This window comes from Flavobacterium sp. W20_MBD1_R3 (assembly GCF_052119725.1).
GTDB lineage: Bacteria > Bacteroidota > Bacteroidia > Flavobacteriales > Flavobacteriaceae > Flavobacterium.
In genome coordinates this window covers 206,107-227,702 of the sequence record NZ_JBGQOR010000002.1, presented here as the reverse complement: position 1 = coordinate 227,702, position 21,596 = coordinate 206,107, and the positions used below count along the sequence as shown (strand labels likewise).

Annotated in this window: 11 protein-coding genes; 6 read left to right on the top strand and 5 right to left on the bottom strand. The window is 33.9% G+C overall.

Features of this window, described 5'->3' with window-relative positions; genetic code table 11:
- The first annotated feature begins 85 nt into the window (after positions 1–85).
- The gene (gene queG / locus ACEN2F_RS04065) at positions 86–1,009 is read left to right on the top strand and encodes a tRNA epoxyqueuosine(34) reductase QueG (protein ID WP_441736828.1); all 924 of its coding nucleotides are present in this window, start codon (positions 86–88) and stop codon (positions 1,007–1,009) included.
- A 7-nt stretch (positions 1,010–1,016) separates the two neighbouring features.
- Here queG and ACEN2F_RS04060 read toward each other — a convergent pair whose 3' ends face one another.
- From ACEN2F_RS04060 to ACEN2F_RS04040, 5 genes are all read right to left on the bottom strand, one after another.
- A complete protein-coding gene (locus tag ACEN2F_RS04060) occupies positions 1,017–2,042 on the bottom strand; it encodes a LacI family DNA-binding transcriptional regulator (RefSeq protein WP_441736390.1) in 1,026 nt (341 codons plus the stop codon).
- A gap of 220 nt (positions 2,043–2,262) precedes the next feature.
- Entirely contained in the window at positions 2,263–3,282 is a 1,020-nt protein-coding gene (locus ACEN2F_RS04055) for a LacI family DNA-binding transcriptional regulator (protein WP_441736388.1), read from the bottom strand.
- A gap of 227 nt (positions 3,283–3,509) precedes the next feature.
- Positions 3,510–4,394 (bottom strand): carbohydrate kinase family protein, encoded by an 885-nt coding sequence (locus ACEN2F_RS04050; RefSeq protein ID WP_441736387.1) that lies wholly within the window; start codon positions 4,392–4,394, stop codon positions 3,510–3,512.
- A gap of 2 nt (positions 4,395–4,396) precedes the next feature.
- Positions 4,397–5,725 carry a sugar porter family MFS transporter gene (locus ACEN2F_RS04045; RefSeq protein ID WP_441736385.1) on the bottom strand — a complete coding sequence of 443 codons (1,329 nt, stop codon included), beginning with the start codon at positions 5,723–5,725 and terminating at the stop codon, positions 4,397–4,399.
- 50 nt (positions 5,726–5,775) lie between these two features.
- Positions 5,776–7,365 carry a glycoside hydrolase family 32 protein gene (locus ACEN2F_RS04040; protein WP_441736383.1) on the bottom strand — a complete coding sequence of 530 codons (1,590 nt, stop codon included), beginning with the start codon at positions 7,363–7,365 and terminating at the stop codon, positions 5,776–5,778.
- A gap of 196 nt (positions 7,366–7,561) precedes the next feature.
- Between ACEN2F_RS04040 and ACEN2F_RS04035 the strand changes: the two genes are divergently transcribed.
- The 5 genes from ACEN2F_RS04035 to ACEN2F_RS04015 all read left to right on the top strand — a co-directional run bounded on the left by ACEN2F_RS04035 (position 7,562) and on the right by ACEN2F_RS04015 (position 21,572).
- Positions 7,562–9,568: a glycosyl hydrolase family 95 catalytic domain-containing protein gene (locus ACEN2F_RS04035; RefSeq protein WP_441736381.1), complete on the top strand. Its 2,007-nt coding sequence runs from the start codon at positions 7,562–7,564 to the stop codon at positions 9,566–9,568.
- A 710-nt stretch (positions 9,569–10,278) separates the two neighbouring features.
- The gene (locus ACEN2F_RS04030) at positions 10,279–13,248 is read left to right on the top strand and encodes a SusC/RagA family TonB-linked outer membrane protein (RefSeq protein WP_441736379.1); all 2,970 of its coding nucleotides are present in this window, start codon (positions 10,279–10,281) and stop codon (positions 13,246–13,248) included.
- 11 nt (positions 13,249–13,259) lie between these two features.
- Positions 13,260–14,843 (top strand): RagB/SusD family nutrient uptake outer membrane protein, encoded by a 1,584-nt coding sequence (locus tag ACEN2F_RS04025; RefSeq protein WP_441736377.1) that lies wholly within the window; start codon positions 13,260–13,262, stop codon positions 14,841–14,843.
- A 143-nt stretch (positions 14,844–14,986) separates the two neighbouring features.
- A complete protein-coding gene (locus tag ACEN2F_RS04020) occupies positions 14,987–18,319 on the top strand; it encodes a VCBS repeat-containing protein (protein ID WP_441736375.1) in 3,333 nt (1,110 codons plus the stop codon).
- Positions 18,312–21,572, top strand: a complete 3,261-nt coding sequence (locus ACEN2F_RS04015) for an FG-GAP-like repeat-containing protein (RefSeq protein WP_441736373.1) — start codon at positions 18,312–18,314, stop codon at positions 21,570–21,572. Before ACEN2F_RS04020 ends, ACEN2F_RS04015 begins: the two co-directional genes overlap by 8 nt.
- Positions 21,573–21,596 lie beyond the last annotated feature (24 nt).

The window sequence follows — 21,596 nt, the reverse complement described above, 5'->3', positions numbered from 1 at the left end:
CGAAAGGCTGCCAGGCTAAAATTATTAAAAAGGATGCCACTACTATCAGGGCTAGGGATTTTTACTTATAAATTTCTATTTTTTTATTATCAACAATAAAATTTCATATACGCAATTTATCAAATCTGAGGCCAAGCGTCTTGGTTTTTTATCTTGTGGGATATCCCGGGCTGGTTTCTTGGAACAAGAAGCGCCACGTTTAGAAAACTGGTTGAAGAACAATAGAAACGGCCAAATGTCCTATATGGAAAACCATTTTGACAAACGATTAAATCCGACTCTGCTGGTCGATGATGCCAAAAGTGTCGTTTCGCTTTTGCTCAATTATTATCCTGAAGACCTACAAAACGAAGCTTCTTATAAAGTGTCAAAATATGCGTACGGACAGGATTATCATTTCGTAATTAAAGAGAAACTTAAAGAATTTTTGTTTTCGATTCAGTCAACAATCGGTGAAGTTTCTGGTCGTGCCTTTGTGGATTCAGCTCCCGTGCTCGATAAGGCTTGGGCTGCCAAAAGCGGTTTAGGCTGGATTGGAAAAAACAGTAATTTGCTAACGCAAAAAGTAGGTTCTTTTTATTTTATAGCGGAGCTGATCATTGATTTAGATTTAGAGTATGACAATCCCACAACGGATCATTGTGGAACTTGTACTGCGTGCATTGATGCTTGTCCAACTGAGGCAATAGTTGCGCCTTATGTGGTTGATGGGAGCAAATGTATTTCCTACTTCACGATTGAATTAAAAGAAAATATTCCTCAGGAAATGAAAGGCAAGTTTGATGACTGGACTTTTGGATGTGACGTTTGTCAGGATGTTTGTCCTTGGAATAAGTTTTCGAAACCACATAATGAACCTCTTTTTAATCCAAATCCAGAATTACTTTCGATGTCAAAAAAGGATTGGATAGAACTAACTGAAGAAACATTTAGAGTAGTTTTTAAAAATTCGCCATTAAAGAGAGCAAAATTTCAAGGTATAAAAAGAAATATAGATTTTTTAAAATAACGTAAACTTATATTTTAGTGGAAGATTTTCTGACGATAACACTAGTTTCCAGTTCAATAGTTCTTGGCGTAAAAGGAATTCCTTCTTTATGGCAATTCATTTCTTCTAATAATAAATTAAAAGATTCAATTCCCATCTCATGGCTTGGTTGATCTACAGTGCTTAATTTAGGAGTTAGCACTTGTGACATAAACCAGTTACTAAAGCCAATTACAGCTACTTGTTCTGGCACTTTGATTTTATTTTCATTGAAATAGTTAAGGACGCCTACCGCAACCAAATCTGTAATGGCAAAAATACCATCTACCTCAGGATGTTCATTAATAATTTGTTTTGCAAAATCTCTGCCTTCATCAAACGTTACATGATCACAAGTGTAGACTAATTTTGTATCAAAAGGAATATGGTTGCTTTCTAACGCTTTTTTATAGCCAATGTAACGATCTATAGCATTTTGAGGATTCAGTGGTCCACGAATGTGAGCGATTTTTTTGCAGCCATTGTCAATCAAGTGCTGGACAGCATTAAAAGCCGCTTTTTGGTCATCAATTATCACTTTCGAACACTTAGAAAGCTTGGCAATCTTGTCAAACATTACAAAAGGAATATTTCTATTTATAATTTCCTTGATATGATCATCGTTGTTAGATTCATTAGAGAGTGACATAATGATTCCGTCGACTCTCTTGTTTATGAGTAATTCTACTTGTTTTTTTTCTAAAGCTAAAGTTTCATTGGATTGTAAAATAATGACAAGATAACCGTTTTTCTCTGCTTCGTTAATAATTGCATTAACCACATTCGAAAAAAAATGATGCACTACCTCAGGGATAATTAAACCAATAGTTTTTGACTCTTTTGTTCTTAAATTTACGGCAAAACTATTAGGGGTGTAATGTAATTTCTGAGCAAGTTCGATTACCGAGTTCTTAGTTTTTTCACTAACATCGGGATAGTTTTTTAGTGCTTTTGAAACAGTCGTGATAGAAATTCCCAGTTTAGTTGCAATTTCTTTAAGAGTAATATCTTTCATGAATCGAATTTCTACGTATTTAATTTTTGGAAAATAATTTGAGAAATGATTTTTTTAAGTTTTCAGATGTTTAATATAAATGTCGTTAACTTAAAATATTCGTTACTAAGTTATTAATTTTTATCGTAATTGTACTTTTTTTATCGAAATAAACACATTAATATTGATTCTTTATATAAAATAAATAGGAGCAAGATTATTAGCAAAGGATTTGATTTTTTTATGTCGATTCTCTTTCAATGATGCTAGTTTCTAATTCAATTGACTGAAAAACCACAGGTAAATTTTTCTTTTTTTGATTGATTTCGTCAAATAGAATCGCCGCTGATTTTTTTCCAATTTCAAAACCTGGTTGGTCAATTGTGGAAAGTTTTGGCGATACAACACTCGACATAAACCAATTGCTGAAACCTAAAACAGCGATTCGTTGTGGAATTGAAATCTCTATTTCATTAAAATATTTAATGATTCCAATGGCAACTAAATCTGTGACAGCAAAAATAGCGTCGATTTCAGGATGCTCCTCAATTACTTTTTTAGCATTTTCATAACCATCTTCAAAATCCGCATTATTCTCACACACATAAACCAGTGATGAGTCATAAGGAATACCGTTATCTTCGAGTGCTTTTTTGTAACCTAAAAATCGATCGATAGCATTTTGCGGGAGGTAAGAACCTCTAAAGTGCGCTATCTTTTTGTAACCTTTATTTATAAGATAACAAACCGCATCGTATGCCGCTTTTTTATCATTAATGGTCACTTTGGAGCAGTTCACCAACTTTGCAATTTTATCAAAAAGTACCAGTGGAGTCTTGTGAGCAATAATCGATTTTAAATGTTCAAAATCACCAGTTTCATTAGATAAAGACATCAAAATACCATCTACTCTTTTGTTCAATAATAAATCAATTTGTTTTTTTTCAAACTCTAATTTTTCATTGGATTGCAAAATGATAACCATGTAATCCTGCTTCTCAGCCTCTTCCAGAACTCCCTTGATTACAGTTGCAAAAAAATCATGAACAAGCGTAGGGATTATCAATCCTATAGTTTTTGATTCTTTCGTTCTAAGGTTTACTGCAAAACTATTAGGAGTATAATGTAGTTTTTGAGCAAGTTCAATAACTGCTTTTTTTGTTTTTTCACTAACGTCTGAATATCCTTTTAGTGACTTTGAAACTGTAGTTATTGAAATTCCTAATTGGGCGGCAATTTCTTTGAGAGTGGGATTATTCATAGTGCAATACTCTATTTGTGAAAGCCAAAAAAACTGCTTCTTGAAAACGAATTTACAATTTATTTATTGTAAACCAATTTTCAAAAAACAGTTTCATACACTTTTATTAGTTTTAAATTACAAAGATGAATTTAATACTAATTGAATAGCGTGATTATTATTTAAAGGCAAAATTCCACGAGAAAGTATTTATTATTTGATGGCTTTGTATTTACTTAAAAGAGCATTTAGGGATTCATAAAATCATTGATTTCTTTACTGGAAATTTTCGGATTTGCCCCTTCGTTTTTTGCTACAATCGCTCCTAGAGCGCAAGCAAAATCAATGGCTTTTTGAGGGTTTTCATCGTATAATAGTTTAGAAAGTAGACCGGCTAAAAAAGAATCTCCGGATCCTACCGTATCGACAACATCAATTTTGTAACCGCTATTATAGTACATTTTTTCATCGTAATACAAAACTGCGCCATGACTTCCTTTGGTTACACAAATGTGTTTTGTATTAGTCTGTTCTGCAATAAAAAGTATGTTTTGTTCCAATGAATGATGAGGAGAATTCATGAAATCGCTTACTTCATATAATTCATCATCATTGAATTTTATAAAATCAGATTGCATCATCAAATTAATCACTATTTCCTTGCTGTAAAATGGAGCGCGTAAATTGACATCAAAAACTGCGTATTTTGTGTAGTTAATGATTTCTAAAAGGGAATTTTGTGAAATAGAATCTCTACATACAAGAGTACCAAAAACAAGCGCATCCGCTTTTTTGACCATGATTTCGTCTTCAGGAATACAAACAATTTTATCCCAAGCAACCGGATAATTGATGGTGTATGAAGCAGAACCTTTTTCGTTCAATTGAACAATAACTTGTCCGGTAGATAAGTTTTCGTCTATTTGAATGGTATCGGTAGCAACTCCGTTTTTTTCAATAAAAGCAAGGAGTTCTTTACCGATTTCATCCTTTCCGATTCGGCTGATTATTTGCGCATTTATTCCAAGTGATGCCAGTCTTAATGCAACATTTAGTGGCGCTCCTCCAATTTTTCGATGCGTCGGGAAAACATCAAACAAGACTTCCCCGAAACAGATTATTTTTTTGGTCATGATTATTCGTTTTTTGATAAACTTTCAGATAGTTCTTCTAATGTTCTTCCTTTGGTTTCCGGCATTTTTGTAAATACCCAAAGCAATTGGAAAACCATCATAATACAAAAGATAGCAAAAACGGTTGTTGTTCCAATTTCTTTAAATAAAAAAGGTATAAAAGAGGGAATTAAAGCTGCTAAAATCCAATGGACCGAGGTGCCAAAAGAAGTTCCTGCCGCTCGAAGTTTATTTGGGAACAACTCTGAGATAAATACCCAAATTACCGCTCCCTGACCTATAGCATGAGAAGCAATAAACAAAAAGAAAAATAACGGAACAGCCATTCCTTTCCACTCAAAATAAAAGGCTGTTGTGACTAATCCTAAAGAAATAATGTATCCTACAGAGCCCAAATACATCAATGTTTTTCTTCCGTACTTGTCAATTAGTGAGATTCCAATCATGGTAAATATTAAATTAATCACTCCAATTCCGATACTGCTCAAAAAAGAAGCTGATTTCTCTAATCCTGCTAATTCAAAAATTCGGGGAGCATAATATAAAAAGGCATTAATTCCAGATAGTTGATTGAAAAATGCAATGAAAAATGCAAGCATTAATGGTTTTCTGTATTTTGCCATGAAAATAGATTCGTTTTTTTCTTCATGGGATGTTTCTTTTTCGATAGCTGCGATTTCCGCTTCAACTGCGGCGTCACTATTAATTTGTTTCAAAATAGCGACTGCTTTTTCTCTGTCTTTTTTGTATTCTAAAATCCAACGCGGACTTTCCGGAATTCCAAATACCAGAATAGTGTAGAGAAAGGAAGGGAAAGCCTGTATTCCTAGCATCCATCGCCAAGCATTTTCTCCAATATCTTGTAAGTAATAGTTTGACGTGAAGGCAATTAAAATTCCAAAAACAATATTGAATTGGTATAAAGCAACCAGTTTCCCACGGTCTTTTGCAGGAGCAATTTCAGAGACATAGGTTGGAGCAGCAATTGTTGAAGCTCCAATTCCGATTCCCCCAAGAAATCTAAAAATGGAAAAGAAAATAGGGTCATTGGCGAATGCCGTACCCACGGAGGAAACAAAAAAAAGTAATCCAATGATTATTAAGGTCTTTTTCCGACCTAAAATATTCGTTGGAAACGCGCCAAAAATAGCCCCAATAACCGTTCCCCATAATGCCGATGACATCACTACTAGTCCATGAAATAAATCAGAAGAACCCCATAATTGTTGCAATTGTTTATCCGCTCCCGAAATTACTACGGTGTCAAATCCAAATAAAAACCCTGCAAACGCAACAATAATGGACCAATAGAGTATTTTTTTGTTATTCATTTTTTTTAATTTATGGTTAATAGTTTTGGTTGTATGGATGATATGTATGACTACCAGATTCCTTTAATTCTATGAACAGTGAGGTTTTTTATTTCTTGTTTTTCATCAGATTGTATGCTCAGTTTGGTATACGGTTTGTTTGGGAAAATTTGCTCTGTAAAACTATAAACGCCGCCGTTCAAGAATATTTCTATAGAAGACCAATCCATAATTATTTGGTAATCCATAGTTTCCGAAATGATATTTGGCATTGCGGTGGTGTGGATTTTTTTTCCAAAGTTTTCTTCGAAATTTACTATTCCGGAATGGCGTCTGTCTATCGAAAAGTTTTTTTGCGCAGCATCATAATTCAAAACCAAAGAATCGTTTTCTTCATTAGAAAAAACTAGTTTTAAATTTTTTGAAGCGGCTTTAAACTTTATTTCAGATTGGTTGAAATTGCCATACGTAAAATTGATTTTTTGCTTCGGCTTAATGCTCAACAATTCCTTTGAAAACTCCGAAACCAATTGTTTTTTGAACTGTTCAACAGGAGTGTTTTTTAGAATATAATTATTATTTATTTTAGCAAGAGAAAGTTCTCGAGGTAGTGTCATGGCACTTCTCCAGTTTTTTGTAGGCGTATTTCTGGCATATAGCCAATTGCTCATCCAACCTAAAAATATTCTCTTGTTGTCGGGAGTATTGTTATACGTAACTCCTGCATAATTATCAGCGCCGTTGTCAATCCATTTAATATCTTTTTGGGTAGTTTTAAAACTTTTTCCGTCAAAATCGCCAATGAAGTATTGTGTTCCGGAACCGCCATTAGGTGCGCCAGGATTGATGCTAATGAGTAAAACCCACTTTTCTTCATTGGAATCGCCAACTTTCAATTTAAAAATATCGGGACATTCCCACACGCCACCATGAGCTCCAATATTTTTACCAAATTCGCTTTCAAAAGTCCAGTTGATTAGGTTTTTAGAAGTATAAAACTTGGCATGATCTCCGGCTACCAATACCATGTTCCAAATTTTGTTGGTTTCATTCCAAAAAACTTTCGGGTCTCTGAAATCCTTTAAAACTAAATTGCTAATAATTGGGTTTTTCTCATATTTTGTCCAAGTTTCTCCTTCGTCCAAACTATAAGCTAATCCTTGTGTTTGATAATCTGCCCTGCCTGCTTTTTCGCCTTCCATATCGTGATAGGTGAAAATGGCAATCATCGGAGGATTTTCTTTTGTTCCCAAACCCGAAGTATTGTCAATATCTACAACAGCACTTCCCGAAAAAATTAAGCCTAATTTATCAGGAAATAAAGCAATTTTTTTGTGTTTCCAATGAATTAAATCTGTGCTGGTAGCGTGTCCCCAATGCATGGGTCCCCAAACAATATCGTCTGGATAATATTGGTAAAATAAATGATAAATCCCTTTGTAATATACCATGCCGTTGGGGTCATTCATCCATTTTTTTTCTGGAGAAAAATGAAATTGAGGTCTGAACGGTTCTTTGTATTTCTGTAAAGAATCAATTTTTATTTTTTCAGAAGAATTAATGGCAATGATTGTATTACCGTCTTCTTTTTTACAAGAAAACAAGAATAGTGTACTTCCAAGTAAGAAAAAAATCAATAAGATATTGTTTGCGAACTTCATTTAAAAAGGGATTTATTATTATATTATCTTCATAAAAATAGAATTCTATTTTTTAATAATTTAAAATTGAGTAACTAAAAACGTTTTCGATAAGTCGAAAACGTTTTCGATTTGTATTTCATGTACTATATAGAGCTATTCAATTTTTTAAGAAATAAAATATATAAGTTTGAAATTATTATTAAAATTTACGACTATGATTTCAACATTTAAGAGTCTCGCTTTCTTGCTTTTAGTAAGTCCAATTGTTTTTGGTCAAACTAAATCAGACGAATGGCATTTACAGGCAAATTCCAGAGAAAATTATTTTGGTGTTGCCATGGCAAATGGTCAAATAGGAATTGTTACAGATGACACGCCTTTAAAAACTAAAGAAATTATTCTGAATGGAGTTTATGACGGAAGTCCCGAAAATGGAATCAGTAGAATAGTTCGTGGAATAGAATTTCTCAATCTGCATTTGGACATCAATAATCAAGAAATTAAATCAGACAATGTTGATAACTGGAGTCAAGTTATCTCGATGAAAGAGGGAACGAGTACCACTTCTTTTTCATTTAAAGATTTGGCGAAGATTAATTATACGATTTTGGCAAATAGAGCTATTCCTTTTTCAGCAATGGCAATTGTCGAAATTACTCCTATTAAAGACATCGAAATCACAGCGAATAATTATATGGTTGTTCCAGACGAATTGAAAGACGCTAAAAGTCAGTTTAGGGTTTTGAAAGACAATCAATATTTAATGCCAGTTTTTGGAACAACCGCTAAAACGTTAACGGGTAAATATACTGTTGCTGCTTCAACCACTTTTCTTTTTGATGGTGAAAGTGAAACTTTAAAACAATCGGGTAAGGAAGTTGGGTTTACCAAAAAACTTTTGAAAGGAAAAAAATATCGTTTTGCAATAGCAGGAGGAATTTGCACGTCTAAAGATGTTACAGATCCTTTGAACGAGTCCGAGAGACAACCAATTTATGCGCTGCAGGAAGGAATTGATAAATTATTGAACCGTCACAAACAAGCTTGGGCTGAATTATGGAGTACAGGAGACATTCAAATTGAAGGTGATTTAGATGCGCAACAACGCGTTCGCTTTGCGTTGTATAATTTATATTCGTACATCCGTCCTGAAACCAGACAAAGCATTGCCCCGATGGGATTGTCATCGCAAGGCTATAACGGACATATTTTTTGGGACACAGAACTTTGGATGTATCCAACACTTTTGGCGTTACAGCCAGATATGGCAAAATCATGTTTAGATTACCGTTCAGACCGTTTGCAAAAAGCAAAACAAAAAGCTTTTATTTATGGGTATAAAGGTGCAATGTATCCTTGGGAGTCTGATGATACGGGTGAAGAAGCAACGCCTACTTGGGCCTTGACCGGGATTTTCGAACAGCATATCACTGCGGATGTTTCGATCGCTTTTTGGAATTATTACGCCTACACGCAAGATAAATCTTGGTTGAGAAAAGAATGGGCAGTTCTAAAAGAAACTGCTGATTTTTGGGTGAGTCGTGTTGTAAAAAATCAGGATGGAAGTTTTTCAATTTTAAATGTGGTAGGAGCTGATGAATATGCACAACATGTAGATGATAATGCTTTTACAAATGCCTCAGCGATTGAGTCTTTGAAAAATACAATTAAAGCTGCAACAATTTTGGGCGAACCAATAAATCCAAAATGGATTGAAGTTTCGGAGAAATTAGTCATTCACAGAGAGAATGGAATTACTCAAAATTATAAAGGATATGATGGCCAAATGATAAAACAGGCCGATGTAAATTTATTAGCGTATCCTTTACACATAATCACAGACAAATTTCAAATAGAAAAAGATTTGGAATACTATGCTGAGAAAATTGATAAAAAAGATGGTCCTGCCATGGCTTCCGGGGTTTTATCAGTTTTGTATGCGCGTTTGGGTGATAGAGAAAAGGCATATAGTTATTTTGTGAAATCCTATTTGCCAAATAGTCGCCCTCCTTTTGGGGTGTTTTCGGAATCAGCTAATAGTAATAATCCATATTTTGCGACTGGTGCCGGCGCGATGCTTCAGGCGGTTATTTATGGTTTTGGAGGAGTGGAGCAAACTGATATGGGCTTGAAATACAACAAAGGATTGTTGCCAAAACAATGGAAGTCACTTAAAATTATTGGACTTGGAGTTGACAATAAAACGATTATTATAAAATAACCCAAATAATTTTTTCTGCCACGAATAGTAGTTGCATTCTTTTTTTAGGATTGTAATCGGTATTCGTGGTTTTTTATGTCCAATTAATTCACTGGATCGATCGATTATTAATTCTTAGGTGCTAGTTTTTTAAATAAAAAACAAGAATAAAAATCATTAGTATAAGTGTCTGTTTCAAAATTTAAATTAAGGACTAAGTGAAAGGAATAAATTATTTTTTTAGGGTATTTCTTTCAAATTTATAATTTTAAAAGTGTTAAATGTTCAAAACAATACGTTTTGTAAATGTGATATTTTTTGCTCCAAAAACATGCAGAAAAAAATGGATATGCTATTTATGGATTGCTATTTTTATGCATTTGACGCAAATCAATCTAGATTATTGATTTATTGCAAAAAACTCCATTATGATGAATAATTCGCAAACTTATTTTATATAAAGCTCGTTTATTGATTAATCTGCAATTGTTTTTTTACATAAAAGCCATTAAACTACAATAATATGTTTTTTATTGCCTTTTTTTTGTGTTTTATATAATTTTAGTATTAAATTTTTAAAGTATTAATTTTAAAATCGAAAACGTTTTCGGTATAACGAAAACGTTATAGTTTGTTAATGTCTTAATATTATCATAATTTTATATTTATGTTTGATCTTAATATTTAAACAAACCATTTAAAAAAATTATTAACCAACTTATTTATTACGTATGAAAAATAGTCTAATTAAAGGCTTGATGGTGTTTCTAACGATGCTGTGTACAAGCTTGACGTTTTCGCAAGATGTGTCTGGTACAGTATCTGATGGCAGTGGTCCGCTTCCAGGGGCTTCTGTCTTAGTTAAAGGAACAACAAATGCAGCACAAACAGATTTCGATGGAAAATTTACTATCAAAAACGTTGGCTCAAATGCAGTTTTAGTTTTTAGTTACATTGGTCTTAAAACTCAAGAGGTAAATGTAGCAGGTAAGAGCACCGTTAGTGTTGTACTACAAGAGGATTCAGCAGAACTGAAAGAAGTAGTAGTTATTGGTTACGGAACAGTTAAAAAGAAAGATGCAACTGGTGCAGTGGATCAAATTGGTGCAAAAGATTTTGACAATGTAGCTTCCCCTTCTCCTGCTCAATTATTGAGAGGAAAGGTTGCTGGAGTACAAGTAACGCAGTCTAGTGGAGAGCCTGGAGCAGGAGTTGCCATTAGAGTACGTGGAAATTCTTCTATCCGTTCTGGTAACGGACCATTAATCGTTATTGATGGAGTACCATTGGATGGAGGAAACGTTTCAGGAGGTGGGGCAGATTTATTAGGGACTTCGTCTGCAAGAAATCCGTTAAACTTTATAAATCAGAATGATATTGAAAGTATGACTGTCCTTAAGGATGCTTCTTCTACTGCAATTTATGGTTCTCGTGGTGCTAATGGTGTTATCGTTATCACAACTAAAAAGGGTAAATCAAAAGAACCACAGTTAACGTACAGTACGTCATTTCAATTTAGTAAATTATCAGGTAAACTTGATGTAATGACTGGTGATCAATTTGCTGCAGCCGGTGGAGACGATCAAGGATCTAGATCCTACAATTGGAAAGATGCCGTTTTAAGAAACGGATTCTCTATGAATCATGATCTGTCTTTTAGCAAGACTACAGAGAATTCTAATACAAGAATATCTTTTGGAGCTTCTAACACTGATGGTATTGTAAAAAATACTGGTTTAGATAAATATAATGCCTCGTTTTATAACTCTAACGATTTTTTTGGCGGAGCATTAAAAGTTGAATCAAGAATTATATATGCTTCTTTGAAAGATCAGGCAACTCTTTTGTCAAATAATGCAGGTTTTATAGGTAACGTTATCGGTACTGCTTTGTATTGGAACCCAACATTACCTATTTATAATACTAATGGTTCATATAAGGTAGTAGGTGATGATTATTTAAATCCAGTACAATTGTTAAATTCATATACGGATTACACTAATACAAATAAGTTATTGGGAAGTATTAACACTACTTGGAAAATCACTAGTAAATTGAAATACCAATTCTTATTTGGTATAGAAAGTTCTACTTCCAGTAGAAAAAGCCAATTGTTGCCAACAATGGAGATTTCTGGCGCAGCATTCCAAGCAACAGTTCCTGGTTCTAGCGAAGTTAAATTTGGTACAGCTTCACTCAACAATCAAAACAAATTCAATAAAACTTTTGAACACACTTTGAATTACAACAATGATTTTGGTGACAACTTCAATTTGGATGCATTAGTTGGTTATTCATATTATGATTATACTGCTGATGGAAATTTTGCAAGTGGTAAAGGGTATGATGTTAATCAAACTAATTTAATTGATAATATTGAAGGAGGTCTTCAAAATGAGTACCGTGTATCTTCGTACAGAAACAGAGTTGAATTACAGTCTTATTTTGGTAGATTAAACGCTACTTTGTATAAAAAATTAATTCTTACTGCTACATTAAGAGCTGATGGATCAACAAAATTAGGGATCAACAATAAATACGATTATTTTCCATCGGTAGGTGTTGCTTATAAAGTGTTGGAAGATAAAGAAGGTTTGTTGAATAGCTTTAAAATAAGAGGTAATTATGGTATCACAGGAAATCAGGAATTTGCACCAAACTCAGCAATTGCCAGAGCTTCTTATGGTAATAATGGTAATTTGAATGTTGATACAAACTCAAATGCTGACTTGAAATGGGAAACTACAACTTCTTATGGAATTGGAGCTGATTTTGAATTGATCAATAATAGATTGTCAGGTTCAGTAGATTATTTCCAAAGAGATACTAAGGATTTAATTTTTCCTGTACCAGCAGCGGCAACTCAGCCAGGTCCACCATCTCCAAGATTTAAAAACTTACCTGGAAATTTAATCAACAAAGGGGTTGAGGTGTCTTTGAATTATAAAGTGATTAATACTAAGGATTTAACTTGGGATGTCTCAGGGAATGCTTCTTTCTTAACAAATGAGGTGAAGAACTTTGCAGGATTTATTTCTACAGGTGGATTAAATGGTCAAGGATTAACGGATGCTTATGCTCAGGTAATCACTAACAACCAGCCTGCTTACACTTACTATTTGTACGAATGGAGAGGATATGATGCTTCAGGAAATTCTATTTATGCAGATGCGGCAGGAAATGACACAGGTTTGGGGACAGCTGCTAAACAATTGTTAGACAAACAACCTTTACCGAAAATCAATGTTGGTTTTACAACTTCATTGGCGTATAAAGGATTTGATGCCAGTGCTTCTTTCTATGGTGCTTTTGGTCACTACATTTACAATAATACAACTAATGCTTATTTCTTTAAAGGTGCTTTCCTTGGAGGAAGAAACACAACTTTAGAAGCGGCGAATTCTCCTCAAGCACAAGGAGATCCAAACTCTCCATCTACTAAATACTTGGAAAAAGGAGATTTCTTAAGAATGGGTAACTTAACATTTGGGTATACAGTAAATTCCTTAGAAAAGTTTAGAATTAAATCGGCTCGTTTCTTTGTAAATGCTTCTAATTTATTTATTATTACTAGCTATTCAGGAACTGATCCAGAAGTAGATACTGATAAATCATTAAACGGAGTGCCTTCGGCAGGGATGGAATATTTATCGTATCCTAGAGACAAAAGTGTATCACTTGGACTTAACGTAACATTTTAATTAAAAAAACAATGAAAAGAATAAATATTATAAAAAGCATCTTATTTACTAGTGCTATTATCTTAGGAACAAGTTGCACTAATCTAGATGAGGAAGTATTAGATGGTGTAGTCCTTGATAATACTGGTGGAGGGACGGTTAATTCTGCTTCATTACTGGTTAGTGCGTATGAAGGATTAAGAGGTTTTCAAAATCAAGATAGAATGTTTGCCTTAGATGAAATGTCTACAGATGCATTAGTTGGACCTACAAGAGGTGGTGACTGGGATGATAACGCTAAATGGAGACAGTTGCATACCCATACATGGGCACCCGATAATATTGAAATTAGAAATGCTTGGAACTCATTGTTGTCACAAGTATACAACTGTAACTTAGTTATAGAAAATGGAAATGCTACACAAATAGCTCAAGCTCGTTTTTTAAGAGCGTTTTATTACTACAACGTTATTGATTTATATGGACAGGCTCCTTATAGAGAAGCAGGTAGTTCTCTTGAAGCTGATCCTAAAGTTTGGACAAGACAAGAAGCCACGGCTTTTGTTATCAGTGAACTAGAAGCAATTATTGGCAGTTTACCAACTCGTGTTTCGGGTGATGCTAGTATTGTTAATGTAGATGCTGGGCACTTTTTATTAGCTAAATTATACTTAAATAAGGGCGTTTTTAATGCCACTGATGCAGCAGGTCCTTATACTTTTGATGCTGCTGATATGACTAAAGTGGTAACTCATGTCGACGCAATAAATAGTTCTTTGGCAACTGATTATTGGGATAATTTCAAACCAGATAACAATACATCTCCAGAAATTCTTTTCTCTTCAAAAAATATTAGAGGAGGTCAAGGTGGAGATATTCAGTCACGATGGAGAATGAGTATGCATTACCAACAAACACCAGATGGTTGGAATGGTTTTGCAACTGTAGCTGAATATTATAATAAGTTTAATCCTAATGACAGACGTATCAAAAATTCAGATCAATATATTATTGATGCTTTTGGTAATAATGTTGGTTTCCAAGTAGGTCAAATGAAAAACGGTAAAAATCGTGATGAATTTGGTAGAGCTAAGGATGCAAATGATGTTGCTTATACAAACATACCGGCTGGTACAGTAAATCTTAAAGATAGAAAAGGGAATCCTTTAGTGTTTACTGCAGCATTGACATTGATTACTGGGGGTGCTACACTTGAAACAGCAGGGATTAGAAGTCAGAAATACATTCCGGATGAAGCTAATGTAAGTACTCCTGAAAACGATTATGTATTGATGCGTTATTCAGATGCGTTATTGATGAAAGCTGAAGCAATTCTAAGAGGTGGAACTGGTACTAATGACTTAACAAAATTTGCTCAATTAGTTTCTAGAACAAATGTATCAGGCAGTATTCCAACAACTTTAGATGCTATTTATACAGAAAGAGGTAAAGAATTATGGTATGAAGGGTGGAGAAGAAATGACATGGTTCGTTTTGGTAAATTTTTGGATCAAAGAGAGTTAAAACCGTATGTTTCTGACGCAAGATATATTTTGTTTCCAATTCCTGCAGATGCATTATTTAATGCTAATTTGAAACAAAATCCTGGTTACTAAAGATTTGTTTACTATTAATTGTTTTTTGAGTTAGTTATAAAGAGGGTATTTATTACCCTCTTTATTTTATACCTATTTTATTCTTTTTTTAGACCAATATTATATAAATTAGGCAACTCTAACCAAGCAATTACCTAACTAAAATGCCGCAATATAATATGTCAAATCGTTTTGTCTTATTACCACTAATTCTTCTGTTTTTTTCCAATTGTTCTAAAGAAAATCCAGAAAATAAAGACGCTTTATTCTCCAAACTAGATGCTTCCCAAACCGGAATTAACTTTCTGAATGAAGTGAAAAATGGTGCGGATATGAATATATTCAAGTACCGAAATTTTTACAATGGTGGCGGTGTAGCTATTGGAGACATTAATAATGATGGTCTTTCTGATGTGTATTTTACTTCAAATCTGGGAACAAACAAACTTTACTTAAATAAAGGGAATTTTAAATTCGAGGATATTTCTAAAAAAGCCGGAATCGGAGGAACTAAAACCTGGTCAACGGGTGTTGTGATGGTCGATATTAATGCGGATGGATTTCTGGATATTTATGTCTGTAATGCCGGAAACAATATGGGCGATCTGCAACAAAATGAACTTTTTATAAATAATGGTGATAATACTTTTACCGAAAAAGCTGCCGAATATAATCTTGCGGATACGGGCATAACCACCCATGCCGCTTTTTTTGATTATGATAAAGATGGCGACTTAGACGTATATATTCTAAACAACAGTTTTATTCCGGTAAGCAGTCTCAATTATTCTAACAAGAGAGATTTACGAGATAAAGATTGGGATGTAGCGGAAATTCTGAAAGGTGGAGGCGATAAATTAATGCGCAATGATAACGGAAAATTTGTTGATGTCAGTCAAGAAGCAGGTATTTATGGGAGTCTGATAGGCTTTGGTCTAGGAGTTACTGTAGGTGATGTAAACGGAGATTTGTATCCGGATATTTATATTTCAAATGATTTTTATGAAAGGGATTATTTATACATAAACAATAAAAACGGAACCTTTACCGAACAAATTCAGGGATGGACATCGCACATCAGTCAATCTTCAATGGGTGCTGATATGGCCGATGTAAACAATGACGGGAAAGCCGATATTTTTGTAACTGATATGTTACCGGAACCGGACGAACGCTTAAAAACGACTACAAATTTTGAAAACTATGATTTATTTACTAGAAAAGTAAATCTTGATTTTTACAACCAATATATGCAGAACACCCTGCAAATTAATAACGGCGACAATCAATTTCTTGAAATAGCAAATCATGCCGGTGTTGCCAAAACCGACTGGAGTTGGGGCGCATTATTATTTGACATGGATAATGACGGATACAAGGACATTTATGTTTGTAACGGAATTTATAACGATTTAACCAATCAAGATTTTGTTGATTTTTTTGCCAATGAGTTCATGCAAAAAATGGTGGTTACCGGTAAAAAAGAAGAAATTCAAACTATTATTAGTAAAATGCCAAGTACTCCAATACCTAATTATGCTTTTAAAAACAATAAGAATCTGACCTTTACAAATGAAGCTTTGAAGTGGGGATTGGACATTCCGAGTTTTTCTAATGGGGCCGCTTATGGAGATTTAGACAATGATGGAGATCTAGATTTGGTTGTCAATAACGTCAATATGGAGGCTTTTATTTATCGCAATAATTCAGAAAAAAACAAAAATAATCATTTCGTAAAAGTAAAATTGAAAGGTGAAGGGCAGAATAAATTTGCGGTAGGAAGTGTCGTTGAGTTGTTCTCGGGTAAAGAAATTTTGAGACAAGAATTAATTCCTTCCAGAGGATTTCAGTCTTCGGTAGATTATGTGATGACTTTTGGAATTGGAACCAAAAAAATTGACTCCCTGCAAGTAATTTGGCCAAATGGGAAGTTCGAAATAATTAAAAAAGTGGTGAATAATACCACCTTGAATTTGAATATTGCAGCTGCTAAAACGGATTATATTCCAAAAAGCAAGCTGCTCAAACCATTATTTTCTGAAAAGAAAGGACCGTTTTTAGCCCACAAAGAAAATAATTATGTTGATTTTGACCATGAAGGATTAATTTCTAAAATGCTTTCACAAGAAGGACCTGCGCTTGCAGTGGCTGATATTAACGGCGATGGAAATGAAGATGTTTTTATTGGCGGAGCCAAAGGACAAGCCGGAAAAACATATGTGAACAAAGGAAATGGTAATTTCACTCTTTTGGACCAAAAAGACTTAGATGCAGATGCTAATTATGAAGATACTGCAGCCAGTTTTTTTGACGCCAATAATGATGGTCACGTCGATTTATTAGTTGGTTCAGGAGGAAACGAGAAATCAGATCAGGCTAATTATAAAAACCGTCTATATTTAAATAATGGAAAAGGAGTTTTTGTAAAAAGCAAAACTAATATGCCAACAACTAATAACAACGTTTCGGTAATTGCGTCCTGCGATTTTGATAATGATGGCGATAATGATGTGTTTATAGGAAGCCGAAGTGTTCCCGGCGTTTACGGTATAGATCCAAAACATCTATTATTAGAAAACGATGGAAAAGGAAATTTTACAAACGTAACAGATAAAAAAGCATTCAAAATAAATACGGTCGGAATGATAACTGATGCAATTTGGGAAGATATTGATAACGATTCTAAAAAAGATTTAATTCTGGTTGGTGATTGGACAGCACCAATGATTTTCAAAAACAATGGCCGAAGGTTGGTTGAATTCAAATCGAATTTGACAGACTTTCATGGTTTTTGGAATGCAGTAAGCTGTGTTGATTTGAATAACGACGGTAAAAAAGATTTGATTCTGGGTAATAAAGGAACAAATACAAATTATAAAGCAACTAATGAAAATCTGATGAAGTTGTTTACCAATGATTTTGATAATAACGGAACTATTGAGCAAATAGCAACTTGTTCTATTGACGGCAAAGATTTGCCAATAAACTTAAAGCAGGAATTAGCCAGACAAATTCCTTCGATTAAAAAGAAAAACTTGAGCTATGCTGATTATTCCAAGAAAACATTTCAGGAATTATTTGCTAAAGAAGTAGTTGATAATTCGATTCAAAAGACTGTCAATATTCAAGAAAGTGTAATTGCAATCAACAAAGGAAATGGGAAGTTTGAGATAAAAGCACTTCCAAAAGAAGTTCAGTTTTCAAGTGTGAACACCATTACTACAATGGATGTTAATAATGATGGAATTTTGGATTTAATCTTGGGAGGAAATCAATACGAATTCAAACCACAATTCTCCCGATTGGACGCTAATTATGGCAGCGTACTTTTAGGAAATAAAAACGGGACTTTCTCTTGGATGCCATACAAACAATCCGGTTTCTTTATAAAAGGCGAAGTAAAACAGTTGAAAATAATCAAGGATAAGAATAAAACAGTTTCCATTATAGCTGTTGTAAATGATAATACTCCAAAAATATTTAGACGTAATGAATAATTTTTTCAAAATAGGACTGGCTTCATTGCTGTTAATTGGTTGTTCCAAAAAAGAAGGACAACTGTTTGAAAAATTGTCTTCAGATGAAAGCAATATTACATTCAATAACCAATTATTAGAGTCCAAAAATATTTCTATTTTAGATTATCTCTACTATTATAACGGTGGTGGTGTTGCTCTAGGCGACATTAATAATGATGGTTTGGTAGATATTTATTTTACTTCCAATCAAGGAAAAAATAAACTGTATTTAAATAAAGGGAATAATAAATTTGAAGATATTTCAGCAAAAGCAGGAGTTGAAAGTCAAAGCGATTGGAACGCAGGGACGGTTATGGCTGATGTAAACGGAGATGGGTATTTAGATATTTATGTTTGTGCGGTAGTTGGGATTAATGGTTTTGAAGGTCAGAATGAATTGTTTATCAATAACAAGGACAACACATTTACCGAAAGTGCGGCTGAATACGGATTAGATTTAGATAATTACAGCTCTTCGGCAGCGTTTTTTGATTATGATTTAGATGGTGATTTAGACATGTATTTGTTGAATCACGCCGTACACTCTGAATCATCTTTTGGAAATGCTGATACCAGAAACAAAAGAAGTTATGAATGCGGGGATAAATTATTCCGCAATGATAATGGAAAATTTGTAGATGTAAGTGAACAGGCAGGTATTTTTGGCGGTGCGAATGGCTATGGTTTGGGACTGGCAGTTTCTGATTTTAATTTAGATGGGTATCCTGATATTTATGTGGGTAATGATTTTCACGAAGATGATTATTACTATTTAAATAATGGAGATGGAACTTTTACGGAAAGTTTGAAACAATATTTTGGTCACACCAGCCGATTTTCAATGGGAGTTGATGTCGCAGATGTTAATCATGATGGTTTTCCGGATATCCTGAGCTTAGATATGCTTCCTGAAGATGAGAAAGTTTTGAAATCTTCATTGGGCGATGATAATGTACAAATGTTGAAAATGAGAACCGAAAAATTAGGGTATCATTATCAATACACGAGAAATATGTTACAGCTAAATCAAGCGGGCGGAGGCTTCACTGAAACGGCTTTGTTGAGCGGTGTAGCGGCAACCGATTGGAGTTGGAGTACTTTATTTGGGGATTATGATCAAGATGGAGAGCAGGATATTTTTGTCGCCAACGGAATTCCGAAACGTCCTAACGATTTAGATTACGTGAAATATTATTCAAATGATCAGATCAAAAGTAAAATAACTACGACTAAGTTATTGGATAAGGAAGCCTTGAAGCGAATGCCAAAGGGAAATGTAACGAATTATGTTTTTCAAGGTGCAGCTGATTTACAGTTTAAAAACCGCTCAAGTGATTGGATAGAAAACGATTCTATAATTTCAAATGGTAGCGGCTATGCTGATATTGATAACGATGGAGATTTAGATATAATTACCAATAATACCAACGCAATTGCATCGGTTTATATCAATAAAACCGATACCAAGTCAAACTATTTAAAATTGAAATTGCGGTTTACAGGGAAAAACACTTTTGGAATTGGAGCCAAAGTAATTTCGTATTCCAAAGGGAAAAAGCAATTTAAGGAACTGCAAACCACCAGAGGATTTCAGTCGTCATCAGAACCAATTATTCATTTTGGTTATGGAAAAACAACTAAGATAGATTCACTCGTGGTGATTTGGCCTGATAAAACGTACCAATCAATAAACAATGTCAAAACGAGTCAAACGCTTACCATAAAAGCCAATCAGAGTAGAAAAGCTTTCGATTATAAAAAATTACATCCGGCAGTTTTGCCAATTTTCAAAAAGGTAGAAACCGGATTGGGAATCGATTTTATGCATCAGGAAAATGATTTTGTTGATATTTTGTCCCAAAAATTAATTCCGTACCAGCGCACTGATCGTGGTGCAGCAACGGCAGTTGGAGATTTGAATGGTGATGGAAAGGATGATATTTTCTTTGGAGCTTCGAAAGATAAAAAAGCATCGATTTATTTTCAGAATGCTACCGGATTTTCTAAAAATGGATTTGCTGCAATCGAAAAAGATTCTGTTTTTGAAGATGCTTCAGTTGTAATTGGCGATTTCAATAATGATAAAACAAATGATTTATATGTGGCTTCCGGTGGTGGTGAAAACGCATCTAATTTGCAAGACCGTTTATATGTAAACAAAAACAATCAGTTTTTGAATACAGTTTTGCCTAAATTGACTCAAAATGCATCTGTTGTAAAGGTTTTTGACTATGATAAAGACGGAGATTTAGATATTTTTGTGGGCAATAATTCAATTAATAATAGATTTGGAAGTATGCCGGATTGCTATTTATTGAACAATAATAAAGGAGTGTTCACTATTGTTCAAAATAAAACTTTCGAAAAAATAGGAATGGTTACCGATGCTGTTTTCACTGATTTCAACAAAGACGGGACAATAGATTTAATTGTTGTGGGTGAGTGGATGAAGCCTACCTTTTTTGCTAATAAAAACGGTAAATTTACGGATGTAACAGCAACGGTTTTTCCAGAAAAAAGCAATGGATTGTGGCAATCAGTACTTTCGTTTGACATTGATCAGGATGGTGATGAAGATTATTTGGTAGGAAACTGGGGAATGAATTCTAAATTTAAAGCTTCACAGGATTTCCCAATGAAAATGTATTATGATGATTTTGATACGAACGGCTCTTTTGAAACCATTGTGGCAATTGAAAAAAATACAAAATATTACACAACATTAGGTCTTGACGAATTAGCAGAACAATTCAGTGGAATGCTAAAAAAGAAATTCAACAGTTATAAATCGTTCGCAGGGAAAACACTTGAAGAAGTTTTTGATCCAAAAATGCTGGAGAAAGGAAAGTTGTTCGAAGTTCATAATTTGAAATCGGGCTATTTAAGAAACGATAAAGGGAAATTTACTTTTGTTCCTTTTTTGAATAAAATGCAAGTTGCACCAATCACCAGTTTTCTGAAATCTAATTTTGATTCAGATGCAAAAGAGGAAGTTTTTGCGGCAGGAAATTACTTTGGAGTTTCACCGTATCACAGTAGATTTGATGGATTTTCTGGTGCTTTAATCAAAAATGATAAAACCATATTCTTAGGAAATCAAATAGGAATTGATTTAACCCAAAAAGCAGTCAGGCACCTTGATATTATTAATTTCAACGGTAAAAAATACATGTTGGTTACGATTAACAATAAAAAGGCTGAAGTATATGAAATGCCTTCCAGAAAAAAATAGAAATAAAAAGCAACCTACAAATTA